At 69.5% G+C, this 26,610-nt stretch carries 29 protein-coding genes and 1 pseudogene; 15 read left to right on the forward strand and 15 right to left on the reverse strand.

All coding sequences use genetic code 11. The features are described from left to right. Window positions 1-15: 15 nt before the first annotated feature. From ACYVIO_RS01960 to ACYVIO_RS01985, 6 genes are all read left to right on the forward strand, one after another. Window positions 16-1,266: an ABC transporter substrate-binding protein gene (locus tag ACYVIO_RS01960; RefSeq protein WP_460648887.1), complete on the forward strand. Its 1,251-nt coding sequence runs from the start codon at window positions 16-18 to the stop codon at window positions 1,264-1,266. After that, the gene (locus ACYVIO_RS01965) at window positions 1,263-2,201 is read left to right on the forward strand and encodes a carbohydrate ABC transporter permease (protein WP_460648888.1); all 939 of its coding nucleotides are present in this window, start codon (window positions 1,263-1,265) and stop codon (window positions 2,199-2,201) included. Before ACYVIO_RS01960 ends, ACYVIO_RS01965 begins: the two co-directional genes overlap by 4 nt. Then, on the forward strand, window positions 2,191-3,021 hold the full coding sequence (locus tag ACYVIO_RS01970; RefSeq protein WP_460648889.1) for a carbohydrate ABC transporter permease: 831 nt from the start codon (window positions 2,191-2,193) through the stop codon (window positions 3,019-3,021). The genes ACYVIO_RS01965 and ACYVIO_RS01970 overlap by 11 nt, the downstream gene beginning before the upstream one ends. A gap of 79 nt (window positions 3,022-3,100) precedes the next feature. Further along, window positions 3,101-3,568, forward strand: a complete 468-nt coding sequence (locus ACYVIO_RS01975) for an STAS domain-containing protein (protein WP_460648890.1) — start codon at window positions 3,101-3,103, stop codon at window positions 3,566-3,568. A gap of 53 nt (window positions 3,569-3,621) precedes the next feature. After that, entirely contained in the window at window positions 3,622-4,155 is a 534-nt protein-coding gene (locus tag ACYVIO_RS01980) for a hypothetical protein (protein WP_460648891.1), read from the forward strand. 52 nt (window positions 4,156-4,207) lie between these two features. Beyond that, the gene (locus ACYVIO_RS01985; RefSeq protein WP_460648892.1) at window positions 4,208-4,732 is read left to right on the forward strand and encodes a dihydrofolate reductase family protein; all 525 of its coding nucleotides are present in this window, start codon (window positions 4,208-4,210) and stop codon (window positions 4,730-4,732) included. 15 nt (window positions 4,733-4,747) lie between these two features. Here ACYVIO_RS01985 and ACYVIO_RS01990 read toward each other — a convergent pair whose 3' ends face one another. Continuing rightward, window positions 4,748-5,611, reverse strand: coding sequence for a hypothetical protein (locus tag ACYVIO_RS01990; protein WP_460648893.1), 864 nt, complete (start codon window positions 5,609-5,611; stop codon window positions 4,748-4,750). A gap of 140 nt (window positions 5,612-5,751) precedes the next feature. Between ACYVIO_RS01990 and ACYVIO_RS01995 the strand changes: the two genes are divergently transcribed. The 4 genes from ACYVIO_RS01995 (at window position 5,752) to ACYVIO_RS02010 (ending at window position 9,165) form a co-directional block, all read left to right on the forward strand. Continuing rightward, the gene (locus ACYVIO_RS01995; RefSeq protein WP_460648894.1) at window positions 5,752-6,516 is read left to right on the forward strand and encodes an SDR family NAD(P)-dependent oxidoreductase; all 765 of its coding nucleotides are present in this window, start codon (window positions 5,752-5,754) and stop codon (window positions 6,514-6,516) included. A 99-nt stretch (window positions 6,517-6,615) separates the two neighbouring features. Further along, window positions 6,616-7,854 (forward strand): MFS transporter, encoded by a 1,239-nt coding sequence (locus ACYVIO_RS02000; RefSeq protein WP_460648895.1) that lies wholly within the window; start codon window positions 6,616-6,618, stop codon window positions 7,852-7,854. A 46-nt stretch (window positions 7,855-7,900) separates the two neighbouring features. Further along, on the forward strand, window positions 7,901-8,776 hold the full coding sequence (locus ACYVIO_RS02005) for an aldo/keto reductase (RefSeq protein ID WP_460648896.1): 876 nt from the start codon (window positions 7,901-7,903) through the stop codon (window positions 8,774-8,776). A 176-nt stretch (window positions 8,777-8,952) separates the two neighbouring features. Continuing rightward, window positions 8,953-9,165 carry a flavodoxin family protein gene (locus ACYVIO_RS02010; RefSeq protein WP_460652051.1) on the forward strand — a complete coding sequence of 71 codons (213 nt, stop codon included), beginning with the start codon at window positions 8,953-8,955 and terminating at the stop codon, window positions 9,163-9,165. 553 nt (window positions 9,166-9,718) lie between these two features. Here the strand turns inward: ACYVIO_RS02010 and ACYVIO_RS02015 are convergent. The 3 genes and pseudogenes from ACYVIO_RS02015 to ACYVIO_RS02025 form a co-directional block, all read right to left on the reverse strand. Continuing rightward, window positions 9,719-9,967, reverse strand: a pseudogene (locus tag ACYVIO_RS02015) (hypothetical protein); the annotation flags it as partial. After that, the gene (locus ACYVIO_RS02020; protein WP_460648897.1) at window positions 9,909-10,877 is read right to left on the reverse strand and encodes an aldo/keto reductase; all 969 of its coding nucleotides are present in this window, start codon (window positions 10,875-10,877) and stop codon (window positions 9,909-9,911) included. The pseudogene ACYVIO_RS02015 and the gene ACYVIO_RS02020, both read right to left, overlap by 59 nt. Window positions 10,878-10,882: 5 nt before the next feature. Beyond that, window positions 10,883-11,233 carry a carboxymuconolactone decarboxylase family protein gene (locus ACYVIO_RS02025; protein ID WP_460648898.1) on the reverse strand — a complete coding sequence of 117 codons (351 nt, stop codon included), beginning with the start codon at window positions 11,231-11,233 and terminating at the stop codon, window positions 10,883-10,885. A 101-nt stretch (window positions 11,234-11,334) separates the two neighbouring features. On the opposite strand from ACYVIO_RS02025, the gene ACYVIO_RS02030 reads away from it, so the two are divergent. Then, window positions 11,335-12,207 carry a helix-turn-helix transcriptional regulator gene (locus tag ACYVIO_RS02030; RefSeq protein WP_460648899.1) on the forward strand — a complete coding sequence of 291 codons (873 nt, stop codon included), beginning with the start codon at window positions 11,335-11,337 and terminating at the stop codon, window positions 12,205-12,207. 25 nt (window positions 12,208-12,232) lie between these two features. Here the strand turns inward: ACYVIO_RS02030 and ACYVIO_RS02035 are convergent, their stop codons facing one another. From ACYVIO_RS02035 to ACYVIO_RS02075, 9 genes are all read right to left on the reverse strand, one after another. Continuing rightward, window positions 12,233-12,487 (reverse strand): hypothetical protein, encoded by a 255-nt coding sequence (locus ACYVIO_RS02035; protein ID WP_460648900.1) that lies wholly within the window; start codon window positions 12,485-12,487, stop codon window positions 12,233-12,235. Window positions 12,488-12,694: 207 nt separating this feature from the next. Beyond that, window positions 12,695-13,549, reverse strand: coding sequence for a phosphotransferase family protein (locus tag ACYVIO_RS02040; RefSeq protein WP_460648901.1), 855 nt, complete (start codon window positions 13,547-13,549; stop codon window positions 12,695-12,697). 412 nt (window positions 13,550-13,961) lie between these two features. Further along, a complete protein-coding gene (gene hemB / locus ACYVIO_RS02045; RefSeq protein ID WP_460648902.1) occupies window positions 13,962-14,948 on the reverse strand; it encodes a porphobilinogen synthase in 987 nt (328 codons plus the stop codon). Window positions 14,949-14,952: 4 nt separating this feature from the next. Then, window positions 14,953-16,686: a bifunctional uroporphyrinogen-III C-methyltransferase/uroporphyrinogen-III synthase gene (locus ACYVIO_RS02050; RefSeq protein WP_460648903.1), complete on the reverse strand. Its 1,734-nt coding sequence runs from the start codon at window positions 16,684-16,686 to the stop codon at window positions 14,953-14,955. Continuing rightward, window positions 16,683-17,567 carry a hydroxymethylbilane synthase gene (gene hemC / locus ACYVIO_RS02055; RefSeq protein ID WP_460648904.1) on the reverse strand — a complete coding sequence of 295 codons (885 nt, stop codon included), beginning with the start codon at window positions 17,565-17,567 and terminating at the stop codon, window positions 16,683-16,685. The genes ACYVIO_RS02050 and hemC overlap by 4 nt, the downstream gene beginning before the upstream one ends. Then, window positions 17,564-18,850 (reverse strand): glutamyl-tRNA reductase, encoded by a 1,287-nt coding sequence (locus ACYVIO_RS02060; RefSeq protein ID WP_460648905.1) that lies wholly within the window; start codon window positions 18,848-18,850, stop codon window positions 17,564-17,566. The genes hemC and ACYVIO_RS02060 overlap by 4 nt, the downstream gene beginning before the upstream one ends. Further along, window positions 18,847-19,602 carry a redox-sensing transcriptional repressor Rex gene (locus tag ACYVIO_RS02065; RefSeq protein ID WP_184799268.1) on the reverse strand — a complete coding sequence of 252 codons (756 nt, stop codon included), beginning with the start codon at window positions 19,600-19,602 and terminating at the stop codon, window positions 18,847-18,849. The genes ACYVIO_RS02060 and ACYVIO_RS02065 overlap by 4 nt, the downstream gene beginning before the upstream one ends. A 123-nt stretch (window positions 19,603-19,725) precedes the next feature. Next, entirely contained in the window at window positions 19,726-19,971 is a 246-nt protein-coding gene (locus ACYVIO_RS02070; RefSeq protein ID WP_460648906.1) for a glutaredoxin family protein, read from the reverse strand. Further along, window positions 19,968-21,416, reverse strand: a complete 1,449-nt coding sequence (locus tag ACYVIO_RS02075) for a class I adenylate-forming enzyme family protein (protein ID WP_460648907.1) — start codon at window positions 21,414-21,416, stop codon at window positions 19,968-19,970. Before ACYVIO_RS02075 ends, ACYVIO_RS02070 begins: the two co-directional genes overlap by 4 nt. 37 nt (window positions 21,417-21,453) lie before the next feature. Here ACYVIO_RS02075 and ACYVIO_RS02080 point away from each other — a divergent pair, with 37 nt between their 5' ends. The 4 genes from ACYVIO_RS02080 (at window position 21,454) to ACYVIO_RS02095 (ending at window position 24,455) form a co-directional block, all read left to right on the forward strand. Then, window positions 21,454-22,341, forward strand: a complete 888-nt coding sequence (locus ACYVIO_RS02080; RefSeq protein ID WP_460648908.1) for an HAD family hydrolase — start codon at window positions 21,454-21,456, stop codon at window positions 22,339-22,341. Window positions 22,342-22,355: 14 nt separating this feature from the next. Continuing rightward, window positions 22,356-22,928 (forward strand): sigma-70 family RNA polymerase sigma factor, encoded by a 573-nt coding sequence (locus ACYVIO_RS02085; RefSeq protein WP_238356145.1) that lies wholly within the window; start codon window positions 22,356-22,358, stop codon window positions 22,926-22,928. Between the two features lie 254 nt (window positions 22,929-23,182). Continuing rightward, window positions 23,183-24,232 (forward strand): DUF5667 domain-containing protein, encoded by a 1,050-nt coding sequence (locus ACYVIO_RS02090; protein ID WP_460648909.1) that lies wholly within the window; start codon window positions 23,183-23,185, stop codon window positions 24,230-24,232. Window positions 24,233-24,329: 97 nt separating this feature from the next. Further along, window positions 24,330-24,455, forward strand: coding sequence for a hypothetical protein (locus tag ACYVIO_RS02095; RefSeq protein WP_460648910.1), 126 nt, complete (start codon window positions 24,330-24,332; stop codon window positions 24,453-24,455). Window position 24,456: 1 nt separating this feature from the next. Here ACYVIO_RS02095 and ACYVIO_RS02100 read toward each other — a convergent pair whose 3' ends face one another. Beyond that, window positions 24,457-25,623 carry a lysophospholipid acyltransferase family protein gene (locus tag ACYVIO_RS02100; RefSeq protein ID WP_460648911.1) on the reverse strand — a complete coding sequence of 389 codons (1,167 nt, stop codon included), beginning with the start codon at window positions 25,621-25,623 and terminating at the stop codon, window positions 24,457-24,459. Then, the gene (locus tag ACYVIO_RS02105) at window positions 25,616-26,608 is read right to left on the reverse strand and encodes an NAD-dependent epimerase/dehydratase family protein (protein ID WP_460652052.1); all 993 of its coding nucleotides are present in this window, start codon (window positions 26,606-26,608) and stop codon (window positions 25,616-25,618) included. The genes ACYVIO_RS02100 and ACYVIO_RS02105 overlap by 8 nt, the downstream gene beginning before the upstream one ends. Window positions 26,609-26,610 lie beyond the last annotated feature (2 nt).

Consider the following 26,610-nt stretch of genomic DNA (forward strand, 5'->3'; position numbering starts at 1 on the left):
ACTGATGGAGGACTGATGCGATCTCGTTCCTTGACCGCGGCGAGTGTCGTCGCGGCGATGCTGGCGCTGGCCGGCTGCGGTGGTGGCTCCGACGATGCCGGCGCGTCCGGCCCGGCCGACCTGCGAATGACGATCTGGAGCGCGAACGCCAAGCACACCGCGCTGTTCGAGCAGATCGCCGCGGAGTACAAGAAGACCCATCCGGACGTCGGCAAGATCACCTTCGAGTCGATCCCGTACGAGAACTACACGACCGCACTGACCACCCAGATCGGCGGCGGCAACGTCCCGGACCTGGCCTGGATCCTGGAGAGCACGGCGCAGGACTTCGTCACGTCGGGCGCGCTCGCGCCGATCGACAAGGACCCGGACCTGGTGCCGAGCACCACCAAGACCTGGGAGCAGGACGGCCAGCTGTTCGCGTACCCGTTCTCGACCTCGCCGCTGGGCGTCTTCGTCAACACCGACCTGGTGACGGCGGCCGGACGACCGACGCCCGCGCAACAGGTTGCCGCTGGCAACTGGACTTGGGAGCAGGCGACCGCCACCGGCGCCGCCGTACAGAAAAGCGGCAAGGGCGGCATCGTGGTCGGCGACTTCGACTACAAGGGCTGGGACACGCTGAACTCGATCTGGGCCGGCTGGGGCGCGCGGCCGTGGAGCGAGGACGGCAAGACCTGCGGGTTCGACCAGCCCGAGATGGTCGCCGCGATGACCGCGATCCACAAGATGGTGTTCACCGACCAGGCGATGCCCGGGCCGGGCGTCACCAAGGACTTCTTCGCCGGCGACGCCGCGATGGTGCTGACCCAGATCAGTCGCGCGGCCCTGCTGGAGAAGGCGAAGTTCAAGTGGGACCTGGTCCCGCTGCCGAAGGGTCCGGCCGGTGAGTACGCCGTGGTCGGGCAGGCCGGGATCGGCGTTCTCAAGCGCGGCAAGCATGTCGACGCCGCGAAGGACTTCCTGGCCTTCTTCAGCAACCAGGAGAACTCGGCCAAGCTCGCCGCGTTCTTCCCGCCGCCGCGCAAGTCGCAGCTGACGACCGCCGTACTGGCCAAGGCGAACCCGTTGCTCAAGCCCGCCCAGCTGCAGAGCGTCGTGATCGACGGCATCGAGCGCGGCGACATCAAGACCAGCCACACCGGGTACGCCGAACTGCAGCAGACCGTGCGCGCCGCGCTCGATCCGCTGTGGAAGCCGGACGCCGACGTGAAGGCCGTGATGTCCGGCGTCTGCGGCAAGATCAACCCGCTGCTGGCCAAATGACGTTGCTGGACACGAAGCCCGCTCCTCTGGTCAAGTCGCCGGAGCGGGCGCCGTACTGGACGATGCGGCGGCGCGACGAGCTCGCCGGATGGTTGATGGTCGCGCCGCAGCTCGTCGGGATCGTTGCCTTCGTCATCGTTCCGCTCGGGCTGGTGGTCTGGTACAGCCTGCACGAGTGGAACGTGCTCGCCGGCACGTTCGACTTCGTCGGGGCTGCGAACTTCGAGCAGCTCGCCTCGGACCCGCGGCTGGGTCCGGCGTTGCGGGCGACCGGGTTGTTCTCGGTCGGGCTCGTCGTGCTCAACCTGAGTCTCGCGCTGTTCCTCGCCGTACTGCTGAACCAGAAGCTGCGCGGGACCGTGGTGTTCCGGACGCTGTTCTTCTCGCCTGTGGTCGTGACACTGGTTGCCTGGACGATCGTCTGGGGCTTCCTGCTGCAGGACAACGGCGGGATCAACGGCTTCCTCGACCTGATCGGTCTGGACGGCCCGAACTGGTTGCGCGGTGACGCCACCGCGATGATCTCGGTGATCGTGGTCCAGCTGTTCAAGGGCGTCGGGCTGAACATGGTGCTGTTTCTCGCTGCCCTGCAAGGCGTTCCGGCCGAGCTGTACGAGGCCGCGCGAATCGACGGCGCGTCGGCGTGGGCGCGTTTTCGCCGCGTCACCGTGCCGTTGATCAGCCCGACGATCCTGCTCACGTCGATCCTGACCGTGGTCGGGTCGCTGCAGGTGTTCGCGCAGATCGCCGTACTGACACAAGGCGGCCCGGGCACGTCGACGACGGTGCTCGTCTACTACCTGTACCAGCAGGCGTTCCAGTTCCATCACTTCGGCTACGGCGCGACGATCTCGCTGCTGCTGTTCGTCATCGTGCTCGCTTTGACTGTCCTGCAGTGGCGGATGCGGCGGAGGTGGGTGTTCCATGAGTCGTAGGCTGAAGTTGCTCGTGTACGGCGTGCTGCTGGTCTGCTGCGTGCCGTTCGTCTTTCCCACCTGGTGGATGGCGACGACGTCGTTGAAGCCGGTGAACGAGATCTTCGCGTTCCCGCCGCGCTTGTGGCCGCGCGACGTCACGTTCGACGCGTACCGGCAGGTGTTCGCGTTGCAGCCGTTCGGGCAGCAGTACCTGAACAGTCTCTACATCGCCGTACTGGTGACGCTCGGGACGCTGGTGGTGTCGTCGCTGGCCGGGTACGCGTTCGCGCGGATCCCGTTCCGCGGCTCGGGCGTCGTGTTCGTCGTCGTACTGGCCGGGCTGCTGGTGCCGAACGAGGTGACGATCATCCCGCTGTACCGGATGTTCGACGCGCTCGGCATGGTGAACACGCACTGGCCGCTGATCCTGATCCCGATGCTCGGGGCACCGAGCGTGCTGGCGACGTTCATCATGCGGCAGTTCTTCATCACGCTGCCGCGCGAGCTGGAGGAGGCCGGCCGGGTCGACGGGCTGGGCCGGTTCGGGCTGTTCTGGCAGGTCTCGCTGCCGCTGGCGAAGCCGGCGATCGGCGCGGTCTCGATCTTCACCTTCCTGCACAGCTGGAACCTGTTCCTCGAACCGATCGTTTTCCTGTCCAGCAAGGAGCGGTTCACGATTCCGCAGGCGCTGACCCAGTACGTCGACGCGTACGGCGGCGCGCTGTGGAACGTCCAGCTCGCGGCCGCGACGCTGAGCGCGTTGCCGGTGCTGGTGATCTTCGTGCTGGCCCAACGGCAGTTCGTGGAGGGTTTGGCCCAAACAGGGCTGAAAGGTTGACGGTTCGTGGTGAGTGCTTGACGCTCCGCGCTCAACGGCGTCTCGGCGGGTGTGGATGGTTGAACTGTCGGTTCGACGGGTGATACTGCTCGCACCGGCGGTTCAGTCCCGAGCCGCCGTCGTCGCGACCGTCAGCCTGACGGGCGCAGCCGGCGCCGACCGCCGACAACCCGAGGAGTATCAGATCGTGGCTGCCGACAGCGCGGATCTGTCCGTCCAGGTCGACCATCTCGGCCCGCACCCGCTGGTGCGGCTGTCCGGGGACGTCGACCTCGAGGCGGCGCCCGCACTGACCGAGACCCTCCGGGCGGTGCTGGACACGATCGGCACGAAACCGCTGGTGCTCGACCTGACCGAGGTGGAGTTCATGGACTCCAGCGGCCTCGGCGTACTGGTCGGCACCCACCAGCAGGCCGCCGTACAGGGCAGTGCGCTGATCCTGGCCGGGCTGCACCCGCGGGTCGCCAAGATCCTGCGCATCACCAAGCTCCACAAGGTCTTCACCATCGTCGACTCCGTCGACGAGGCCATGGCCCCCGAGGTCTGACCGGAACCTGCCGCCCGTCAGGGCCTGCCCCTGGTCCACGGGATGCTCGGGGGATGGACGACTGGGAGCGGGCCGAAGCGATCGCGGCGGAGGCTCGCGCCGAGATCGATCCCGCCGTCCGCCGGATGCGGCGCTGGATGCGGCTCGAACAGGTCGACGACTACGAGTTCCTCGAGCTGCCCTGGCCGATCCCGCGCCGCAACGAGCAGTACCTGGCGATCCGGACGGATCGCGAGTCCGACGCCGACTACCCGAACCTGACCCGGCACATCGCCCGCACTCCCGGGTACAGCTGGCGACTCGGGCGGAAGACCGGTGGGGAGATCAGCGCCGCTGTGAGCGTCACGCTGGTCGTCGCTCCCGACGGGCGCGCTGAGCTCCGGAGCGGCAAGCAGAGCGGACCGGCGACCCCGGCGTACTGGCAAGAGCTGACGGAGGAGGTGCTGGTCGCGCCGGCCGTCCGGATCCGGCGGCTGTTCACGCTGCCGTTGCACCTGTTCGTCAGCGGCATGGGGTTCGTGACGGTGAGCCTGGTCCCGATCCTGCTGATCGTCGGCCTGATCCTTCTCCTCACCAGGTGTGGTTGAGCTGCTCCGGCGACGTGGAAAACTAGGAGTCCACGGACAGACGGGGAGCAGAGTGAGCTTTCACGCGGCGGTGTTCATCGCGGTCAGCCTGGACGGGTTCATCGCCCGCCCCGACGGCGCGATCGACTGGCTGACCGAACGCGGCGAACGAGCCGGCGAGACCGGCTACGACGAGTTCATGGCGGCGATCGACACCGTCGTGATGGGCCGCAACACCTACGAAAAGGTCCTCACCTTCGACTTCTGGCCGTACGACGGCAAACAGGTCGAGGTCCTCAGCACAACGCTGCCCTTGGACGCCGACGAGCGCATCATCGTCCATCGCACGGTCGACGCGCTGGTCCAAACCCTCAACGACCGAGGCGCCAAACGCATCTACGCCGACGGCGGCCGCATCGTCCAGACCTTCCTCCGCGCAGGCCTCCTGAACGAACTCACCATCACCACGGTGCCTGTGCTGATCGGCGCGGGCATCCCGTTGTTCGGTGCTCTGGAGCAGGACATCACCCTCAACCACAACGCGACGCGCACGTTGAACGCAGGCTTCGTCCAGTCCGACTACACCATCCACCGCTGACCCTTACTACTTTTTCTAGCGGTTGCGTTCCTGGGTCGGGGAATCGGGGCCGCGGGTTGCTGCGTGGGTCGGCGAGGCCGAGCCTGGGGTGACCTGTTGGGACTTCGGGGTCGGGTTGGCGGCTGCCTGGGCTGCCTTCGCCAAGGTTGCGTCCGCGCCTGCCTTGGCGAGGGTCCCGTCCTGGCCGGCCTGCTCCAGGGCCTTGGTCTCCTTGGTTGCCTCGTCCCGGACCTTATCGACGGCAGTGAGCGTCGTACTGGCCTTGGAGAGCGCCTCACCGACCCCATCGAACCCCTCACGCAGGCCGGTGTGAGCAGTGCGAATCTTGCTCGCCGTCCCCTGCCGGTCGGCCCGCAGATCGCTGTTGAGCAGCTGGCGTACCGACCCCAGCGCACCATCGACCGACCCACGGGAACCGGCGAGCGTCTTACCGGCCGCCTCGACCGCGCCACTGAGATCCGTCAGCCGCTTGCCCAACTCCTTGATCTCCGGCGTCTCCACACCCAGTACGTCGACCAGCTCGGCCCGCGACTTCGCCCCGGCCCGCAGGTGCTTCCCGGCTTGCTCGAGGTCCTGCGCAAGACCGCCGACCTCCCCACCGGCCCGCCGCAGCCGGCCGCCGATCCCATCGGCATCCTGCATCGCGCCCCGCAGTACGTCCGCCTGGGTCCCCTCCGGCACCTGCAAAGCCTGATCCGCCCGCTGCCTTAGACCCTCCAGCTCCGGCCGGTGATCCCGCTCGATCTGCCGAGCCAACGCGGTCGCGTTCCGCCCGACCGCCTCGATCAACGGCACCGCCGCACTCACCGCGCTCGCGACGTCCTTCGACAGCTTCTCCAGGTCACTCATCCCGCTCGGCATCTCCCTGTCGTCCACCACGGCCAACCCACGGTAGTCCCCCGCCCGGTCCGGCCCCGCAATGGCGTAGAGATGCCAACTCCCCACCTTCCGACACCGATCGGTTTCTCCTACATTGAGGTAATTCAATCTTCAACTGCCTACGAAAGGCGTGACCGACTATGCCCACCCCACTACTCCCCAGCGACCTGGCCGGCAAGGTCGTGGTCGTCACCGGCGCGAGCGCCGGCATCGGCCGGGCGATCGCGGAGACGTTCGGTGCCTGCGGCGCCGACGTCGTCCTGGTCGGCCGCGATCTCGACCGTCTCACCCAAGCCGCCGACCAGGTGAACGCCGCCGGCGGAACCGCCCACCCCGCCGTACTCGATCTAGCGACCGAAGACGCGGCAGAGGACCTGATCGCAGCCTCGCTCGCGCGCTACGGCCGGATCGACGTCATCGTGCACAACGCCGGCATCTTCGACTTCCAGCCCTTCGACCAGACCCCAGCCGCAAGCCTGGACCGCCAGTGGGCGACCAACCTGCGGACGCCGTACAAGCTCACCCAGGCGGCCCTCCCCCACCTGGGCAAGGGCTCGGCCATCGTCTTCGTCGGCTCGAACGCCGCCCAGATCGGCATCCCGAACACCGCGGCGTACAGCGCCACCAAAGGCGCCGTCGAGGCGATGGCCCGCGCACTCGCCGTCGAACTGGCACCGCGCGGCATCCGCGTCAACACGGTCTCGCCCGGCATGACCAGGACCCAGATGACCTCGCGCCTCGACACCGACCCAGAGCTGAACCGAGCCGCCGTCGCGGCGACTCCCGCGGGCTTCATCGGCGACCCGCAGGACGTCGCGAACGCGGTCGTGTACCTCGCCAGCGACGCCTCTCGCTACTCGGTCGGCGCCACGCTGCTCGTCGACGGCGGCAACGCGGTCGCCTGACTGCCGCGGTCAGCGTCTGCCTCTCGAAGGTCCTGGGCGCCCCCGTCGACCGAATAACCCGATTGCCCGGCTCCTCCATCAGGACGAAGATTGCTCCTTGTGCCCCGACGACGGTTGTTCGCCGACCTGAGTCCGCTGCGGGAGTCGGTCGACTTCCGGTGGCTCTGGGCCGGGCAATCGCTCTCGGCCATCGGCAACGTGATGACCATGGTCGCGGTGTCGATCCAGGCGTACGACGTGACCGGCTCCTCGATCGCGGTCGGCGGACTCGGGCTCGCCAACCTGATCCCGACGCTCCTGCTCGGCCTCTTCGGCGGCTCGATCGCGGACGCCGTCGACCGCCGTCGCCTCGTCCTGCTCACCAGTACCGGTTTGATGGCCGTCGGCATCTTGTTCGCCGTACAGGCGTTCCTGCACTGGAACAACCTGTGGCTCCTTTACTTGCTGACAGCAACCTCCGCGGCCCTCGCCGCGGTCGACGGCTCGGCCCGGCGAACGTTCCCGCCGCGGTTCCTCCCGGTCCGCCTGCTCCCGGCCGCCGCAGCCCTCAACCAACTGTCGTTCCAGGTCGCGATCATCGCCGCACCGCTGTTCGCCGGTGTCCTGATCGCCACGGTCGGCATCGGAGCGGCGTACGCCGTGGACGCCGTCACGTTCCTCGCCGCCCTGGCCGGTGTCCGGCGACTCCCACCCATGCCACCCGTCGGCGGCGGCGCCACCTTCGGCCTCCGATCCGTTGCCGAAGGCATCCGGTACGCCGCGCGCCACCCGTTGATCGGGATGATCTTCCTCCTCGACCTCAACGCGACCGCACTGGCGATGCCGACCGCGCTGTTCCCGGCCCTCGCCGACACGCACTTCGGCGGCGGCCCACAGACCGTCAGCTACCTCTTCGCCGCGATCGGCGTCGGCGGCATCGTCGCCGCCACCCTCTCCGGCCCGCTCGGCCACCTCCGCCACCAAGGCCGAGCCATGCTCATCTCAGTCGCCCTCTGGGGTACGGCGATCGGCGCGGTCGCGCTCACCACCCACCTCTGGCTCGGCCTGATCTGCCTGGCCATCGCAGGCGCCGCCGACATCATCACCACCGTCTTCCGCGCCACCATCCTGCAGGCCAACACTCCCGACGACCTGCTCGGCCGCGTCAGTTCCCTCGACCTGATGGTCGGCATCGGCGGCCCCAACCTCGGCAACCTCCGAGCCGGCACCCTCGGCGGCCTCCTCGGCCCAGCCCCCGCCCTCCTCCTCGGCGGCCTCACCTGCCTCCTCGGCGCCGGCATCCTCACCGCCTCCTCCAAGCCCTTCCGCCAGTACGACGCGTCGCGCGCTGAGGGGTAATGCCAGGGCCTGTCTGGGCGTCGTACTGGCTGCCTACCGTGGGGGCATGGACCTCATCACGCTCAACAACGGTGTCGAGATGCCGGCCATCGGGCTCGGCGTCTTCCAGACCCCGCCGGACGAGACGACCGCGGCGGTCGAGGAGGCGCTGCGGCGCGGGTACCGGCATGTCGACACGGCCGCGGCGTACGGAAACGAACGCGAGGTCGGCGAGGGCATCCGCCGGGCGGGGCTCGGCCGGGACGAGGTATTCGTCGAGACGAAGATCTGGATCAGCGACTACGAGTACGACGCGACGCTGCGCGGGTTCGACAAGAGCTCCGGCAAGCTCGGCATCGAGCAGCTCGATCTGCTGATCCTGCACCAGCCGTTGCCCTCGGCATTCGACCGCACACTCGAGGCGTACCGGGCGCTGGAGCAGCTGCTTGCCGACGGCAAGGTTCGCGCCATCGGCGTCAGCAACTTCATGCCGCACCACCTCGACCGACTGCTGGCCGAGGCGTCCGTCGTACCGGCGGTGAACCAGGTCGAGGTGCACCCGTACTTCCAGCAGCCCGCGGTGCAACGCGCCGACGCCGAACACGGCATCCTCACCCAGTCCTGGTCCCCGATCGGCGGCATCACGTCGTACCGCGACGCCGAGCGCGCCACGTTCGACGACCCGGTCCTGCTCGAGATCGGCCGCGCCCACAACAAGACCGCCGCCCAGATCATGCTCCGCTGGCACCTGCAGCAGGGCCGCTCGGTGATCCCGAAGTCCACCAAGCCCGCGCGGATCGCCGAGAACTTCGCCGTCTTCGACTTCGCCCTGAGCGCCGATGAGCTCGCGGCGATCGACGCCCTCGACACCGCCGTCCGCGGCGGCCCCGACCCGGACTCCATCACGCTCGAAACCTTCAACCTTCAGATCCCCGAGGCGTGAACCCAGTCGATCGCCGTACCGTTCTGAAGGCTTTGGGGGCCGGCGCTGTGCTCGGCGGCTGCGGCAAACCCGCCGCCGAGCCAGGCCGTACGCCGGCGCCGTCCTCGCCTTCGGCCCCTGCCTCCTCGAAGGTGCTGCTCGGCAGCCCGATCTGGAACGTGCAGCCGCCGATGATCATGCGGACCTTCGTCGAGAGCGTCGACCTGACCGGCAAGCGGGTGTTCCCGTTCGTCACGTACGCCGTCAGCGGGCTGGGCCGGACCATCGACGACTACAGGCGGCTGTGCCCGCGGTCGACAATCGGCGAGGGGCTCGCCGTCCAGGGTGAGCGAGCGAAGGGCGCGGGTGCGCAGGTCGACGCGTGGATACGCCGAATCGGCCTGAGCTGAGGCTCAGGCCGATCGGGATGCGTGGATCTACGGCTTGACCAGCACCTCTGAGGGCGGTGCGGTCGTTCATCGCTTGGTAGCCTTCGGCAACCTTATCCAGGGCAACCTCCTGGTCGAAGACCTTGCCTGGGTCAACCTTGCCGGACAGTACGTCCGGCAGCAGGGTTTCGATGTACGCGCGGGCCGGGGCCGGGCCGCCGGTGAGGGTGATGTTGGGGCCGAAGAGGCTCGGGAAGCCGACCGGCGCATCGTCGTACTGGGGAACTCCGACGCGACTGATCACGCCGCCGGCGCGCACGACGCCGATGGCCTGGTCGTACGCCGGGCGACCGCCTCCAGCACAACGTGCGTGCCGACGGCGCCGTCGCCGATCACCGTGACGGGTCGTGCGCGCGGTGACCCCGGCCTTGATGGCCGCGTGGTAGCCGGTGCCGTACACGTCCGACAGCGTCAGCAGCGCCGGGATCAGCGGCGACGACTCCTCCACCGGTACGGCGACCAGCGTGCCGTCGGCGAGCGGGACGCGGACGGCCTCGACCACGCCAACGAACTCATGACCCATCGACCTGCCATCCGTTGCCGCAGGCATCGAGTGGTACGGGTGCAGGTCGGACCCGCAGACGCAGGCCCGGACGACGCGGACGACCGCGTCGGTCGGCTCCTTGACGATCGGGTCGGGGACGTCGACGACGCGCACGTCGCCGGCGCCGTACAGGTAAGTCGCTTTCATGTGGTTCCTCTGCTCAGAAGCTTGCGGGGGCGCGCGGGGTGCAGGCGTCCTCCACAGCTCGGATCTCGTCATCGGTGAGGGTCAGCTCCAGCGCCGCGGCGGCGTCGGGGAGGTGGTGCTCCTTCGTGGGGCCGACGATGGGCGCATTGACGCCAGGGTGCTTCAGCACCCAGGCCAGCGCGATCTGCGCCATCGGTACGCCGCGCGCCTCGGCGACCTTCTGTACGGCGTCCGCCACCGGCCGGTCGGCCTCGCTAAAGCGCCAGTCGGCGACCGGATCGTTGCCGGCTCGCGTCGTCTCCGTGCCCCACGGCCGCGCGAGGCGACCCTTGGCCAGCGGGCTCCACGGGATCGACCCGACCCCCTGGTCGGCGAGCAGCCCGAACATCTCGCGCTCCTCCTCGCGCTGCATCAGGCTGTACTGGTTCTGCATCGAGACGAACTTCGTCCACCCGTGCAACTGCGCGACGTACTGCAGCTTCGAGAACTGCCAGGCCAGCATCGACGACGCGCCGAGGTAGCGAACCTTGCCGGCTTTCACCACGTCGTGCAGCGCCTCCATCGTCTCCTCGACCGGCGTCTCCGGGTCGAAGCGGTGGATCTGGTACAGGTCGACGTAGTCGGTGCCGAGACGGTTGAGCGAGGCATCGATCTGTTCCATGATCGCCTTGCGGGACAGGCCGGAACCACCCGGTCCATCGTGCATCCTGAAGTGCACCTTCGTCGCGAGCACGATGTCCTCGCGCCGCGTGTACTTGCGGATCGCGCGCCCGACGATCTCCTCGGAGCTGCCGAAGCCGTAGACGTTCGCGGTGTCCCAGAAGGTGACGCCCAGATCGAGGGCCTGGCGGAAGATCGGCTCGGCACCGGCATCGTCGAGCGCCCACGTGTTGAACCCGCGCGAGGTGTCGCCGAAGCTCATGCACCCGAGCGCGATCCGGCTGACCTTCAGCCCGGAACTGCCGAGTCTGGTGTACTCCATGGTGCTCACTCCTTGGCTCCGAAGACGTCCTTGGCGACGGTGATCGCCGACATCGCGCGCGGCCACCCGGCGTAGAAGGCGAGGTGGGTGATCAGTTCCTTGAGGTCGGTCTCGGTGAGACCGTTGCTCTTGGCCCGTCCGAGGTGGTGGCCCAGCTGCTCGGTGTTGCCGTTGGCCACCAGTGCGGCGCAGGTGATCAGGCTGCGGTCGCGCGGGCTCAGCTCGGGCCGGGTCCAGACGTCGCCGAACAGCACGTCGTCGGTCAGCTCGACCAGCTTGGGCGCGAAGTCCCCGACCAGGCGTTGCGCGGGGGTCAGGTCGTCGGACATGGTTTCCGGGGTCCCTTGGGTCTGCATGCCACCCAGTCAACGCCCCGTCGTACGGGCGCGGGAGTCACTGGTCTTCCGGGTAATGCCAGTACCTCCTTCGGCCCGCGGGCACCGATTACGGTGGAGGCATGGACAACCGAGCCGAGATCCGCGAGTTCCTGGCCTCCAGGCGCGCCCGGATCACGCCTGAGCAGGCCGGCCTTCCGGCGTACGGCGGAAACCGGCGCGTCAAGGGGCTGCGCCGCGAGGAGGTCGCGCTGCTCGCGGGGGTCAGCATCGACTACTACGTCCGGATGGAACGCGGGAATCTGGCGGGCGCTTCGGACGCCGTACTGGAGGGTCTGTCGCGTGCTCTCCAACTGGACGACGCCGAGCGAGCGCATCTGTACGACCTCGCCCGCGCCTCCGCGCCGGCTCCGGCCCGCAAACGCAAGCCCGCTCCGGCCACGGTGCCCGCGAGCGTGCAGCTGGTCCTCGACACGATCGGCGACGCTCCCGCGTGGGTCCGCAACGCCCGGCACGACATCCTCGCCGCGAACCGGATGGCCCGCGCGCTCTACTCGCCCGTCCTCGCCGACCCCCGGCGGCCCGCGAACACGGCGCGTTTCGTGTACCTGGATCCGGCCGCCCAGGACTACTACCCCGACTGGGACCGCACCGCCAACGACATCGCCGCCATGCTCCGCTCCGAGGCCGGCCACAACCCGCACGACAAGCTCCTGATCGAGCTGATCGGCGAGCTCTCCACCCGCAGCGAGGAGTTCCGCACCCGCTGGGCCGCCCACAACGTCCGCTTCCACCGCACGGGCCTGAAGAAGCTCCACCACCCGGTCGTCGGCACGCTGGACCTCACCTTCGAGGCCCTCGAGTTCCCAGCGCACCCCGGGCTCACCCTGCTGGTCTACACCGCCCCCGCCGGCAGCCCCACCGCCGACGCCCTCAAGCTGTTGTCGAGCTGGGCAGTCACCACTGAACTCGCCGGCGAACTCGCTTCCCACTGATCTGCTTGCCCTGGGCGACAGTCCGTCACCACAGCTCGTCAAGCCGCGCCAGCCGGGCCCTCAGCCGCCGGGCATCCCGCTTCGGCAGGTGATGCTCGACGACAGTGAGCACCGCGCGCACTTCATCGACAGGCGCGCAGCAGCCCCACTCGCCGCACCCCTCGTTCTGCAAGTCCAGCAACCGATGCTCCGGCCGCCGTACCAGGATCTCCCACTCCCGCAACGCGATCCCGATCTGCCCCGGAAAGAACCGCGTCCGCTCCAGCCGCGTGATCACCACACGCGCATGCGGAGACAACCCCGCAATCTCCGAGATCCCCCACCGAGGACCGCCCTTCCACCGCCGAGCCAACCCATCGGCCGCCACCTGCGCAGGACGCCTACGCGGCATAAACCTTTCGTGTGTTCAGCATCCGCCGATGCTCTCACCCGGGCCTCACGGTCTGCAAGCGTCCGTCTTCCGGACTGGGAGTGCCTCTCGATTGATTTAGTGGTGGGCGAGTGCGGTCAGCGCCGTGTACAGGAAGGCGTCTCGGCGGGCGGTTGCTGTTGCGTCGTACAGGTCGGTCGGGGTGTTGAGTGCGGCGACCGCGTCCCAGTAGGAGACGTGGTCGGCCTTGGTGGAGGTCGTTTGTTCGTAGCCTTGGAGTACTTCGGCTGGCGCCTCTGGGCCGAACGAGATGGCGGCCTGTTTGCGGAGTTCGCAGAGGTCGACGCCTCGGGCTCCCACGCCGGCGGTCTTCCAGTCGATGAGCGCGGCGACGTCGTCGCCGAGCCAGATGAGATTGCCCGGCCAGACGTCGCCGTGGAGGAAGACCTGCTCGCTGGGTGGCACGCCGTACGCCGTAACCACCTCGTCGGCAGTTTGCAGAAGTGGCGTCGTCGGCAGGCGCCCTTCGCGACGGTCGGTCGCGAAGTCGTCGACGGCGATCGGCCGCGGGCGAAACGGCAGTTCGTCGTACGGCGTGATCGAGACGGTGTGGATGCGAGCAAGTACGGCGCCCGCCGCGCGCAGGCGTTCGACGGACGAAGGCGCCGCCCACTGACTGCTGCCCGGTACGACGGACTCGAGAGTGACGGGCACGCCAGTCGTCTCACCCGGCAGGTCAGCACCAAGCAGTCGCGGTGCCGGCAGCCCATGACGCGCGGCCACCTCAAGAGCAGCCGCTCCGGTGGCCACCATCGCCGCGCCAATCCGCGGAGTCGGCGCCCGCAGCACGGCCTCAGTCAGCCGCCCACGACTCTCAACCCACAGCAGCCACGGCCCCTGCCCCTCGTGCAGAGCGCGAACCCCAACGACCCTCGCGTCGCCATCAACCGCCGCAGCTGCCCAATCCAGCATTCGCTCGGTCGGCTGATCGCCGCCTGCGCCCTCAGTTTTCCCGCACACATCCAGCCTAGCGATCGAGCTCGGCTCACGTGCCAGAACGCCTTGCCAGCCAGCGGCAGATCCGGCACACAGGCAGCGGCAGAGAAGGCACACCGGCGGCGGCAGAGAGCGCACTCGAACACCAGATCGGCGGCCAGGCCCGTGGTTCGATGCAGCTGACTACGCCCGGCGACCACCGGTTCAGCTTCGATCGCGGTAGCTAGTACGACCGTCTCGGCCCGTCACGAGCACGCAGCGGATCCACACTGGCTCCCGCCCACCTGCACTCGCTTCAGGGCGCTAAGCCCGCACTCAGGGTGGGCGGGAGCGGACTGCGTAGGTCGCGACGAAGGAGCGACCGGAGCCGGCCGCGTGGGAGAGGCCTTCAGCGGTGGTGCGACAGCAGTTGAGCAGCCTCGGCGGCCCAGTACGTGAGGATCGTGTCGGCGCCCGCCCGGCGGATGCTGGTCAGGGTTTCCATGATCGCCTTTTCGCGGTCGATCCACCCGTTGGCGGCGGCTGCCTCGACCATCGCGTACTCGCCGGAGATGTTGTACGCCGCGACCGGGACGTTCACGTGGTCGCGGACCTGGCGGATGATGTCGAGGTAGGCCAGGGCCGGCTTGACCATGACGAGGTCGGCGCCTTCGGCGATGTCGAGGTCGACCTCGCGGATCGCGTCGCGGGCGTTGCCGGGGTCCTGCTGGTAGGTCTTGCGGTCGCCCTGCAGGGACGAGCCGACGGCCTCGCGGAACGGGCCGAAGAAGGCGGACGCGTACTTCACGGCGTACGCCAGGATCACCGTGTCCTGGAAGCCTTCCGCGTCGAGCGCCGAGCGGACGACGCCGACCTGGCCGTCCATCATCCCGGACGGGCCGACGACGTGCGCGCCGGCGGAGGCCTGCGCGACACCCATCTCCGCGTAAAGCGCCAGTGTCGCGTCGTTGTCGACGCGCCCGGCGGAGTCCAGTACGCCGCAGTGCCCGTGCGAGGTGAACTCGTCGAGGCACAGGTCGGCCATCACCAGCAGGTCGTCGCCGGCCTCGGAGACCGCGTCGCGGATCGCCACGTTGAGGATGCCCTCGGGATCGAGCGCACCAGACCCAACAGCATCCTTCTCGAGCGGTACGCCGAACAGCATGACCCCACCGAGCCCAAGCTGCACAGCCTCGGCGACGGCCTTCCGCGCGGTGTCGCGGGTGTGCTGGTAGACGCCCGGCATCGAACTGATCGCGATCGGCTCCCGTGCGCCTTCCCGGATGAACATCGGCAGGATCAGCTGCCGCGGCTCGATCGTGGTCTCCGACACCAAGCGTCGGACTGCCGCCGACGACCGCAGCCGCCGCGGACGAACACCCGGGAAACCAGTCACAGCATTAGCTCTTCCTGCGCGAGCCCGAGCGACGCTCGGACGGACGGGTGACGGGCTCCCCCGCCTCCACCATGGTGTCACGCCGGTCCGCACCGAAGCGGGCCAGTGCGTCGGCCAACTCCTCGGCGGACGGCGCCTCGGCCATCGCGTCGACGCGCAGGCCGTGCTCCTCGGCGGTCTTCAGGGTCGCCGGGCCGATCACCGCGATCACCGTCGACGCGTGCGGCTTGCCGGCGATGCCGACCAGGTTCCGTACGGTCGAGGACGAGGTGAACACGACCGCGTCGAACTTGCCCGACTTGATCGCCTCGCGGGTCGGCGCGGGCGGCGGGGCGGCCCGGACGGTCCGGTACGCCGTGACGTCGTCGACCTCCCAGCCGAGATCGGTCAGGCCGGCCACCAGCGTCTCGGTGGCGATGTCCGCGCGGGGCAGGAAGACCCGGTTGATCGGGTCGAGCACCTCGTCGAACGGCGGCCAGTCCTCGACCAGTCCGGCGGCCGACTGCTCGCCCGAGGGCAGCAGGTCGGGGCGGATGCCCCAGGCGGCGATCGCCTCGGCGGTCTTCTCGCCGACCGCGGCGATCTTCAGCCCGGAGAACGCCCGCGCGTCCAGCCCGTACTCGTCGAACTTCTCGCGGACGGCCTTGACCGCGTTCACCGAGGTGAAGGCGACCCACTCGTACCGGCCTTCGACCAGGCCACGGATGGCCTTGTCCATCTGCTGCGGGTTGCGCGGCGGCTCGACGGAGATGGTCGGGACCTCTTCCGGCATCGCGCCGTACCGGCGGAGCCGATCCATCAGCGGTCCGGCCTGGTCCTTGGTGCGCGGCACCAGGATCCGCCAGCCGAACAGCGGCTTGGTCTCGAACCAGCTGAGCGCCTCGCGCTGCTCGACCACGGAGCCGACCACGATCACGGCCTCGCCGACGACCTTCGCGGACCGCAGGTCGGCGACGATCGTGCCGAGCGTGCCGACGACGCTGGTCTGTGCGGTGGTGGTGCCGCCGACGGTCGCGCAGACCGGCGTACCGGCGTCGAAGCCGGACTCGACCAGCGCGGTGGTGACGTCCTTCAGGATCTCGACCGCGTTCAGCAGCACGAGCGTCTGCTTCGGGTGCAGCCGGCTGAAGTCGAGCTTGGCCTCGGCCAGGTCGAGGACCGTGACCTCGCGCTCGCTCTTCACGGTCAGCGGAATGCCCGCGTACGCCGGTACGGCGCTGACCTCGCTGACGCCCGGGACGACGTTGAAGCTGATCCCCGCCTTGCGGCAGGCGGCAGCCTCCTCGGCGCCGCTGGAGAAGGTGAACGGGTCACCGGTCAGCAGGCGGACGACGTTCGACGCGGTCTTGGCGGTCTTCACCACCAGGCGCGCGCGAGCGGCGACCCGCAGCGCCCGGCTGCCCTCGGCGCCGGAGCCGTCGATGACCTCGACACCCGCCGGGCAGTAGGCCAGGAAGGCGTCGTGCTCGGGGCCCTCGACCACCACGGCGTCGGCGTTCGCCAGGACGTCGCGCCCGGCGATCGTCAGCAGGGCTGGATCACCCGGACCGACCCCGACGAAGGTGACGTGCCCGAGCGGTCTGGTCTGCTTGGCTGTGCTGCTTGTCGCCGCGGCCTTCGCCGGCACCTTCTGCGGAGTCTGGGTGGCCGCTGCTGTCTTCGCGCTGCTCACGTCTGCCGTCGCCTTCGCCCTTGTCTTGCTCGTCTTTTCCGTCGTCGTGCCCCGTGCCGGTGTCATGTCTGCTCCAGCAACTCGTGCGCCAGCGCCCGTCCGACCGCCGCTGGATCGTCGACCGATCCGTTGGCCGACAGCCGCCGTACGCCGCCGCCGTCCTCACCGAGTGCTCCCCGCAGCCACAGCTCCGGGCCGTCCTCACCTTCGACCACCTCGGCGAGCGCCCCGACCGGCGCGGTGCACCCGGCCTCGAGCGTTGCCAGCAACTGCCGCTCGGCGGTCACGGCGGCCCGGGTGGCCGGGTCCTCCAGCGGCGCCAGAGCAGCCAGTACGACGGTGTCGTCGCTGCGGCACTCGATGCCCAGGGCACCTTGTCCCGGAGCCGGCAGCACCTGGATCGGGTCGAGGGTCTCGGTGATCTCGGCGAGCCGGCCCAACCGGGCCAACCCTGCCCTCGCGAGCACCACCGCGTCCAATTTGCCATCGGCCACCATGCCGATGCGGGTGTCCACGTTGCCGCGGATGCCGGTCAGCTCGACGCCGAGCCCGAGTGCCTCGATCTGCGCGACCCGGCGCGGTGAGCCGGTGCCGATCAGGGCGCCGCTCTGCAGCTCGCCGAGCGTCAGCCCGTCACGGGCGACCAGCACGTCGCGCGGGTCCTCGCGGACCGGGATCGCGCCGAGGGTCAGGCCCTCGATCGGCGCGGTCGGCAGGTCCTTCAGGGAGTGCACGGCGATGTCGATCTCGTGCGCCACCAGGGCGTCGCGCAGCGCGCTGACGAAGACGCCGGTGCCGCCGATCTGCTCCAGCGGCGCCCGGTTCGTGTCGCCGGTGGTGACGATCGGGACCAGCTCGACCTCGTGCCCCAGGGCCCGCAGCGCCTCGGCGACGTTGGTGGCCTGCGCGGTCGCGAGAGCCGACCGGCGGGTACCGAGCTTGATCATGCGGACTCACCTCCGGTGGTGGTCTTGGGGGCGGTGACCGCGTCGACGGTCGCCGGGTCGAGCGCGAACAGCTCGCGCAGCGCGTCGGCGTACGTCGGGCCGCCCGGGTCGGCGGCCAGTTCCTTCACGCGGACGGTGGGGGTGTGCAGAACCTTGTCGACGACGCGCCGGATGGTCCGGGCGACCTCGTGGCGCTGGTTCTCGTCCAGGCCGGGCAGGCGGCGGTCGAGGCGGGCCAGCTCGGAGTCGACGAGCTCGGAGGCCATCGCGCGCAGGGCGACGACGGTCGGCGCGACCGAGGCCGCGCGGCGGGTCGCCTCGAAGGCGCCGGTCTCCTCGCCGACGATCCGGCGGACCTCGTCGATGTCGTGCTCGCTGCCGCCCGCCGTACCGGCCAGGTCGGCCAGGGTGACGAGCGTGACGCCGGGGATGCGGGCAGCGCCGGGCTCGACGTCGCGCGGCAGGGCCACGTCCAGTACGCCGAACGGCCGCCCGTCGGTGGCGGTGCGAATCATTTCCTCGGTCAGCACGGTCCCGCGGGCGCCGGTGCAGCTGACCACCAGGTCGGCCTCGGCCAGAGCGTCCGGTACGCCGGCCAGCGGGATCGCCGTACCGCCGATCCGTTCGGTCAGGGCGACGGCGCGGTCGTGGTTGCGGTTCGCGATCGTGACGCTCGCGGCGCCGCCGTTGATCAGGGTCTGCGCGGCCAGCGAGGCCATCGAACCGGCGCCGACGATCAGCGCGCGGCGGCCCTCGAAGCCGCCGACGGCGTCCAGCCCGGCGGTGACCACCGAGCGGCCGGCCGAGTCGATGCCGGTCTCGGTACGAGCCCGCTTGCCGGTCCGCAGCGCGTGCTGGAACAGGGCGTTCAGGCCGGTGCCGATCGTCTCCAGGTCCTGGCCGACGCGCAGCGAGTCCTTCACCTGGCCGAGGATCTGGCTCTCGCCGACGACCATCGAGTCCAGCCCGACCGACACCTGGAACAGGTGCGCGACGGCACCTTCCTCGAAGTGCACGTACAGGTGCTCGGCCAGGTCGAGCAGCGGTACGCCGGTGATGTCGGACAGGATCGCGGTGACCTCGTCCATCCCGGCGTGGAAGCGGTCGACGTTGGCGTAGACCTCGGTGCGGTTGCAGGTCGCCAGTACGGCGGACTCGCTCACGGCGGGACTGTGCTGGACGGTGATCGCCAGCTTGGTCGCCGCGTCCGCGTCCAGCGCGACCCGCTCCAGAACCGAGATGTCCCCACTACGGTGCGAGATCCCGACGACCAGGTAGCTCACGCGCCGACACCTCCCCCAACGCTGGGCAGATCGGGCAGGCCGTTGATCGCTGGTAGTTCGGGCACCTCGGGGAGCGCCGCCTCTCCGGACTTTCGTTGTTCGTGGTACGCCAGGATCTGCAACTCGATCGAGAGGTCCACCTTGCGGATGTCGACGCCGTCGGGCACGGACAGCACCACCGGCGCGAAGTTCAGGATGCTGGTCACCCCGGCCGCGACCAGCCGGTCGCAGACCTCCTGGGCCGGACCGGCGGGAGTGGTGATGACACCGATCGAGACCCGGTCGGCGGCGACGATCTCCTCCAGCTCGGCGAAGTCGCGCACGACCATGTCGCCGATCCGCTCACCGACCAGCTCAGGCGCCGCGTCCAGCAGGGCGACGATCCGGAAGCCGCGGGTGCCGAAGCCGGAGTAGTTGGCCAGCGCGTGACCCAGGTTTCCGATCCCGACGATGACCACGGCCCAGTCCTGGGTGACGCCGATCTCGCGGGCGATCTGGTACCGCAGGTACTCCACGTCGTACCCGACCCCGCGGGTGCCGTAGGAGCCCAGGTACGACAGGTCCTTACGGAGCTTGGCCGAGTTGACGCCGGCCGCGGTCGCGAGGTCCTCGCTCGACGCGGTGGCGATGCCACTGTCCGACAGCGCGGTCAGGGCCCGCAGGTACACCGGCAAGCGCGCGACAGTGGCCTCGGGAATGCCGCGTTCGGTTCGCGTCGGCGCGCCGGGGCGACGGCTGCGGGCAGGCGTCACAGTTCTCCTGGAAAGGTGGTTCGCGAGTCACTCGCCTCACGGCGGGCGACACCCCCACTCTAGGAGCTTGTGAACGTGAGAACAAAATCGGCGACGGCCCCATGACGGACGTCACGTCGAAACTCACGCCGTTGTCAAGGCCTTCTTCAGCCTGGCCGGGTCGACCCGCCAGAAGTCGTGCTGGCGCCCGTCGACGAAGGTGACGGGGATCTGTTCGCCGTACTCGCGGAACAGCTCGGGGTCGGTCGTGATGTCGATCTCGGTCCAGCCGACGCCCAGCTCGGCGCAGACCGCGGCGACGATCGCCTGGGCGTCCTCGCAGAGGTGGCAGCCCGGTTTCCCGTACAGGGTGACGCGCGGTTCGCTCACCGGTCGGCCTCGCGGAGGCGGCCCTTCGCGACCTTGCCGGTGACCGAGTGCGGCAGGTGGTCCACCACCTCGACCTCGACCGGGCACTTGAAGCGGGCCAGCCGCTGCCCGGCGTACTCGAGCAGCTCGGCGACGTCGATGGACTCACCGGTGGCCGGTACGACGAACGCCTTGACGGCCTCGCCGGTCTCGTCGGACGGGACGCCGATCACGGCGGCCTCGCGGACGCCGGGAGCGCCGACCAGGACCTCCTCGACCTCGCTCGGGAAGACGTTGAAGCCGCTGACGATGACGAGCTCGCGGAGCCGGTCGACCAGGTAGAGATCGCCGTCGGCGTCCAGGAAGCCGACGTCGCCGGTCCGGTACCAGCCGTCGGCGTCCGGACCGTCGACCCCGTCGGGCCAGTACCCGGAGAACAGGTTCTTGCCGCGGATCAGGATCTCGCCGGGGTCGTCGCCCTCGACGTCCTCGCCCTGCTCGTCGGCGATCCGCAGGTCCACGCCCGGCAGCGGGCGGCCGACGGAGCCCGACTTCGGCTCCTCCTCGCCGAGCGTCGTGGTGACACCCGGGGACGCCTCGGTCAGGCCGTAGCCCTGGTGGACGAACAGGCCGGTCGCCTGCTCGAACCGGTCGGCCAGCGCGCGGTCCAGGCTGGACGCGCCGGTCAGCACGACCTTGACCGAGGCGAGCCGCTCCCGGAGGTCGTCGCGGGCCAGCAGCGCGTGCAGAGCCGGCGGGGCCAGCGGGAGCCGCGTCACGGCGTACGAGCTGATCAGGTCGAGGGTGCCGGTCGAGTCGAACCGCCGGTCGACGACGAGCGCCGCGCCGGTGGCGACCGCCCAGCCGAGGACCGCGTTCAAGCCGAACGCGTGGAACATCGGGAGGACGCCGAGCACGAGGTCCTCGGGGCCCATCCGGTCCTCGCCGAGGCCGGCCAGGTTCTCGACATTCGCGGCCAGCGCTCGGTGCGTCAGCATCGCCGCGCGCGGGTCGCCGCTGGTCCCGGACGTGTAGAGCAGGACCGCGAGGCTCTCCGGGTCGGTCTGTGGCGACAGCGGAGCGTGACCGTCGAGCTCGCCGGCCCGGACCACTTTCACGCCCTCGGCCTTGTCCGCGAGGTCGCCGTCGGCGACCACGAGACGCGCGCCGGAGTGCTTCACGACGTTGCCGATCTCGGGCTTCGTCAGCCCCGTGTTCAGCGGTACGGCGACGAGGCCGGCGCGCAGACATCCCAAGTAGGACGTGACAAAGTCGATGCTGTTGGCCATCAGCAGGACGACCCGGTACCCGGGCACGAGACCGGCACCGGCGTACCCCTGGGCAGCCCGCTCGACGGCCTCGTCGAGCTCGCTCCAGGTCAGTCGCCGGTCACCGTCGACCAGCGCGAGACGCTCCCCATGACGTCGCGCTGTGTCACGAAGAACATCCGCGAAGTTGAAGTTCACCAGGCGAGTCTGTCATGTTCCCGTTAAGGTGCTCAGAGTGACTCGGGACCTACGCGCCAGGTCCGTGCTGGCCGGTGAGGCGAGCGCGGCCGCGGCCGAACTGGAAGCGGCGCTGGCGACCCCCTCGGTGAGCCACGCCGCCGCGTTCTTCGACGTCGACAACACGCTGCTGCAGGGCGCCTCGGTGTACCACCTGGCCCGCGGTCTGTACCGGCGACGGTTCTTCACTTTCGCCGAGATCGCCGCCAAGGCCGGGCAGCAGCTCGCCTTCCGGCTGCGTGGCGAGACGCCGGACTCGGTCGCCAAGGCCCGCTCCTCGGCGCTGTCGTTCATCGCCGGGCACCGGGTCTCGGAGGTCGAGATCCTGGTCGAGGAGATCTTCGACGAGCTGATGGCCGACAAGATCTGGCCGGGCACGAAAGCGCTCGCCCAGCAGCACCTGGACGCCGGCGAACGGGTCTGGCTGGTCACCGCCGCACCCGTCGAGGTGGCCCGCGTCCTGGCCCGGCGACTCGGTCTGACCGGCGCGCTGGGAACGGTTGCAGCCCAGCGTGACGGGGTCTATACAGGTGTACTTGTGGGCGATATTCTGCACGGCCCGGCCAAGGCGGAAGCCGTCCGGGCGCTGGCCAAGCACGAGGAGCTGGACCTGACCGCGTGCTCGGCGTACTCGGACTCGGCGAACGACTTGCCGATGCTGGAAATAGTGGGGAATCCGTGGGCGATCAACCCTGACAGCAGGCTGCTGCGGCATGCCCGGACGGCCGGCTGGCAGGTCCGGGACTACCGGACCGGACGGAGGGCGACGCGCCTTCTCCTGTTGACAGCGGGTGCTTCAGGCGTAACGCTCGGTGCTGTCTCAGCCGCTGTGGCCATCCAACGATGTCTCAGTCGGGGATGTGCAAGTCGTAGACGTGTCAGTTGAAACGGGGAGAGATCTTGACGACGCCGGAGCCGAGCCCGGACGGGATGAGACGTGCGGAGCTCGTCGATCGCGCCCAGGCTGGAGACGTCGGTGCATTCGGTGAGCTGTACGACGAGTACTCGCTCACCGTCTATCGCTACATCTACGCGCGGGTGTCGTCCTCGGCCCTGGCCGAGGACCTGACCAGTGAGACGTTCGTCCGGGCGCTGCGCGCGCTGGACTCGTTCCGCTGGCAGGGCCGGGACTTCGGTGCCTGGCTGGTGACGATCGCCCGCAACCTGATCACCGACCACTACAAGTCGGGCCGCGTGCGGCTCGAGGTGGTCACCGACGAGATCGAGACGCACGACCGGCAGACCGAGGGGCCGGAGGTCGACGTACTGGCCGCCGCGACCGCCGAGGTGCTGCGGGACGCCGTCGCGGCCTTGCCGGACGAGCAGCGCGACTGCCTGACCATGCGATTCTTCGCCGGTCTGTCGATCGCCGAAACGGCCAAAGCGCTGGAGAAATCCGAAGGCGCGGTCAAGCAACTGCAGTTGAGGGCCGTCAGGCACTTGGCGAAGGTAATCCCCAAGGACTTGAGGTGAGACGGGTGACAACGAATGTCTTCCGTAACCAGTCAGGGAGTTTCCTCGTTTGCCTGGTGAGGACCTGTCGGTGACCCCGACTGGACCATTGAGGAGAACGAGAACTCATGAGTGACCTAACCAGGGCTCGAGCGCGCGCGGATGCATTCGCGCACGCCGTCGATCACGGGCCCCGTCACTCTTCGCGACTGAGCGATGACCCTGAGTTGCTGGAAGCTGTTGAACTGGCCGGGCGGCTGAGGACCGCCGGGGCAGTGGCACCGCGACCGGAGTTCAGCGCCGAACTGAGGCACCGTCTGCTGGAGCAGGCGGCCGCCCGGGCGGCAACGACTCCGACCGTGGTGCACAGCTCGCCGGACAGCGAGGAGGACTTGCCGCCCCGCGAGGACGACGAGGCGTCCGTGATACCGATCCGTCATCGCCCCGGCCGGAGGATCCGGCTGGTGGCGAGCACCGCCGCACTTGTCCTGCTCGGAGGTGGCATCGGTTCCGCTGCCGCCGCCCAGCAGGCGATGCCCGGCGACACGCTGTACGGGATGAAGCGCAGCATCGAGAACGTCTCGACCAACGTCAGCGTGGGGGACGACTCCCGCGGCCGGCGTGATCTCGAGCACGCGATGACCAGGCTGTCCGAGGTGGACGCGCTGGTGTCGAACGGTGGCAGCACAGCCTCCATCGACAGCACGCTCGGTCTGTTCTCGGATCAGGCCCGCAAGGGCGTGTCCCGGCTCGTCGCGTCGTACCAGCAGGACGACGACCCCAGCTCCATCACGGCGATCACGACGTTCATCACCAGCGCCCGCCAGGCTCTCGGTGAGCTCGCTCCGAAGTTGCCGCCGGAGTCGCTGAAGTCGGCCGTCGAAGCGGTCGCCGCGATCGACGAACTGACCCGGCACACGTCGCTGGCCTGCCCCAAGTGCGACCAGCCGAAGCCGGTCAAGGGCTCGATCCAGCCGAGCACGGAGCAGCCGAACGGCCGGCCCAACGACCCGGAGGACCCGATCAAGTCGGGCCCGACGGTGCCGTCGGCGAAGCCGAGCGTCAAGCCGAGCACGGCGCCGACCGACGTACCGGACACCACCAAGGTGGAGGAGCGGAACACGACGCAGCCGACCAAGCTGCTGACCCCGCCCGGCACCCAGCCGACCGGAAACCCGACGACGACACCGTCGGGCACCCCGCTCCCCTCCCTGCCCACCCCCGGAACGCCCAGCTGGCCCTGGCCGTTCCCCAGCCTGAGCCTGCCACTGCCGACGATCAACCTGCCCGGCGTGATCCAGACTCTGCTACCTCCCTGGAAGTAGCACCCCGCAGTACGCCGAAGAGCCCCGGTCGACAACTTGTCGCCGGGGCTCTTCGCTTGGGTGGAACGTTCGGTGGGGTGGTGGACAAGTACTGGGTATGGCGTCGACCAGCGGTTCCGATCCGGACGGGCGCGGCGATCGGCTCGAGGTGTTGTTCGACGTGCTGACCGCGGTCCTGGCCGTCGTACTGGTGGTGATCGCGCTGCCGCTGCTTCCCCGGTAGGTCAGAAGAAGACGCTGCGGCGTTGCATGAGGAGGGCGTAGAGGGTCTGCTGGATGGTTTCGCGGACCTGGTCGGTGACGTTGAAGACCAGCATCGGGTCGTCGGCGGCGCCCTCGGGGAAGTCGTCGGTGCGGATCGGTTCGCCGAACTCGATCAGCCACTTCGACGGGAGCGGGACCAGGCCGAGCGGGCCGAGCAGCGGGAAGAACGGCGTGACCGGGATATAAGGGACGCCGAGCAGCCGGGCCAGGGACGCGATGTTGCCGACCAGCGGGTAGATCTCCTCGGCACCGACGATCGAGCACGGAACGATCGGTACGCCGGTTCGCATGGCCGCGCTGACGAAGCCGCCGCGCCCGAACCGCTGCAGCTTGTACCGCTCGCTGAACGGCTTGCCGAGTCCTTTGAACCCCTCCGGCCAGACGCCGACCAGGTTGCCGGCGCGGAGCAGCCGCTCGGCGTCGTCGTTGCTGGCCAGCGTCGCGCCGGCCTTGCGCGACATTTCGCCGACGAACGGCGTACGGAACACCAGGTCGGCGGCGAGCGTGCGCAGCGGACGGTTGGTGTGGTCGGCGACGATCAGCTGGGTGATCAGGCCGTCGAGCGGCATGGTGCCGGAGTGGTTCGCGACGATCAGCGCGCTGCCGGTGTCCGGGATGTTCTCGATCCCGCGCACCTCGACCCGGAACCATTTCTCGGCCAGCGGCCGCAGCCCCGACAGCAGCACTTGGTCGGTCAGCTCGGCGTCGTACCCGAACTCGTCCACCTCGTACTGCCCGGTCAGCCGCCGGCGCAGGAACGCCAGCCACTCCGCGACCTTCTGCTCGCCCGCAGCTCCGAACAGGTCCCGCACCATCCGCTCGAACGCCACGAAGTCGGGGGCACCCGCATCGGCCGGGCTCGCCTGCTCGCCCACGATCCAGGGCTCATTCGCGCCTGGCCCGCTTGGCCCGGCCGGCGCACTCGACTCGTCCGGCGTGCCGAGCCTGCCCCGCCCGGTAAGCGGGGCGGAGGCCTCGACCTGCTCAGGCTCGGGGGCGCGGTCCTTTGAAGCCTTCTTGTTCTTCCCCGCCAGCGATCGCGCGGCGGCCGACGGCGTCGTACGCCGGGCGCTGCCGCGACCGGGCCGGCCGCCGGAGCCGATCGGGATGACCTCGGCGTCAGCCACGCAGCGCTCCCAGTCCGGCGGTCAGCAGCTTCGAGGCCGCGGCCATCGCGCCGGTGCCGATCGAGGCGCGGAAGTCGTCGAAGGCTTCGGCGGTCGTGTACTGCGGCTCGAAGGCGAACTCGGTCCGCATCCGGGTCGTGTCGACCGCGCGGCCGTAGGTGAGGAAGGTGATCTGGTCCGGCGAGAAGTCCGCCAGCCGCGCACGCCGTACGACGGCCGCAGTGCTCGACGCGGTGAAGGAAGGCAGCCGCACGACCGGCCGACCGAGCCGGCGGATCGCCTGGGACAGCACGAGAACGCCATCGCCGGCCAGGTTGAACGTGCCGGGAAGGTCTTCGACGGTCGCGTGGTGGATCGCCTCGACGCCGTCGCTCTCGTGCAGGAACTGCAGGCGCGCGTCGTACCCGAAGACTGTCGGGACCACCGGCATCGCGAAGTAGCGGGTGATCGGGGAGTCGGTCTGCGGGCCGATCCAGTTGGCCATCCGCAGGGTGCTGACCGTCACGTCAGGACGGCGCCGGGCGAACCCGCGCACGTAGCCCTCGACCTCGACGGCGTCCTTACTCAACCCGGTGTGATGGGTCGCCCGCGGCGCCATCTCCTCGGTGAACATGGCGGGGTCGCGCGGACCCGCGCCGTACACCGTGGTCGACGACTTGACCACCAGCTTGCGCAGGCCGGGCGCCTTCTGGCACGCGGCGAGCAGCTGCATGGTGCCGATGACGTTGATCTCTTTCATCGACGACCGGCCACCGGCACTGCCAGGGGTCGCCACCACGCCCGTGTGGACGACAGTGTCGACGTCCTCACCGGCGATGACCTTGGCGATCACGGGGTTGCGAATATCGGCCCGGACGAACCGGACCCGGCCGAGCTCGGCCCGTGGCGGAACCACATCGATTCCGATCACGGTCCCGATGGACGGGTCCGCGGCCAGTCGCCGCGCACACCGAGCGCCGGCGTCTCGTGAGACGCCGGTAACCATCA

The sequence above is a fragment of the Kribbella endophytica genome, assembly GCF_054781295.1.

Coding starts and splice junctions, on each gene's coding strand:
- ACYVIO_RS01960 (WP_460648887.1), top strand. CDS start 16: ATGCGATCTCGTTCCTTGACCGCGGCGAGTGTCGTCGCGGCGATGCTG.
- ACYVIO_RS01965 (WP_460648888.1), top strand. CDS start 1,263: ATGACGTTGCTGGACACGAAGCCCGCTCCTCTGGTCAAGTCGCCGGAG.
- ACYVIO_RS01970 (WP_460648889.1), top strand. CDS start 2,191: ATGAGTCGTAGGCTGAAGTTGCTCGTGTACGGCGTGCTGCTGGTCTGC.
- ACYVIO_RS01980 (WP_460648891.1), top strand. CDS start 3,622: ATGGACGACTGGGAGCGGGCCGAAGCGATCGCGGCGGAGGCTCGCGCC.
- ACYVIO_RS01995 (WP_460648894.1), top strand. CDS start 5,752: ATGCCCACCCCACTACTCCCCAGCGACCTGGCCGGCAAGGTCGTGGTC.
- ACYVIO_RS02005 (WP_460648896.1), top strand. CDS start 7,901: ATGGACCTCATCACGCTCAACAACGGTGTCGAGATGCCGGCCATCGGG.
- ACYVIO_RS02010 (WP_460652051.1), top strand. CDS start 8,953: ATGCGGACCTTCGTCGAGAGCGTCGACCTGACCGGCAAGCGGGTGTTC.
- ACYVIO_RS02020 (WP_460648897.1), bottom strand. CDS start 10,877: ATGGAGTACACCAGACTCGGCAGTTCCGGGCTGAAGGTCAGCCGGATC.
- ACYVIO_RS02025 (WP_460648898.1), bottom strand. CDS start 11,233: ATGCAGACCCAAGGGACCCCGGAAACCATGTCCGACGACCTGACCCCC.
- ACYVIO_RS02030 (WP_460648899.1), top strand. CDS start 11,335: ATGGACAACCGAGCCGAGATCCGCGAGTTCCTGGCCTCCAGGCGCGCC.
- ACYVIO_RS02040 (WP_460648901.1), bottom strand. CDS start 13,549: ATGCTGGATTGGGCAGCTGCGGCGGTTGATGGCGACGCGAGGGTCGTT.
- ACYVIO_RS02050 (WP_460648903.1), bottom strand. CDS start 16,686: ATGACACCGGCACGGGGCACGACGACGGAAAAGACGAGCAAGACAAGG.
- hemC (WP_460648904.1), bottom strand. CDS start 17,567: ATGATCAAGCTCGGTACCCGCCGGTCGGCTCTCGCGACCGCGCAGGCC.
- ACYVIO_RS02095 (WP_460648910.1), top strand. CDS start 24,330: ATGGCGTCGACCAGCGGTTCCGATCCGGACGGGCGCGGCGATCGGCTC.
- ACYVIO_RS02105 (WP_460652052.1), bottom strand. CDS start 26,608: ATGGTTACCGGCGTCTCACGAGACGCCGGCGCTCGGTGTGCGCGGCGA.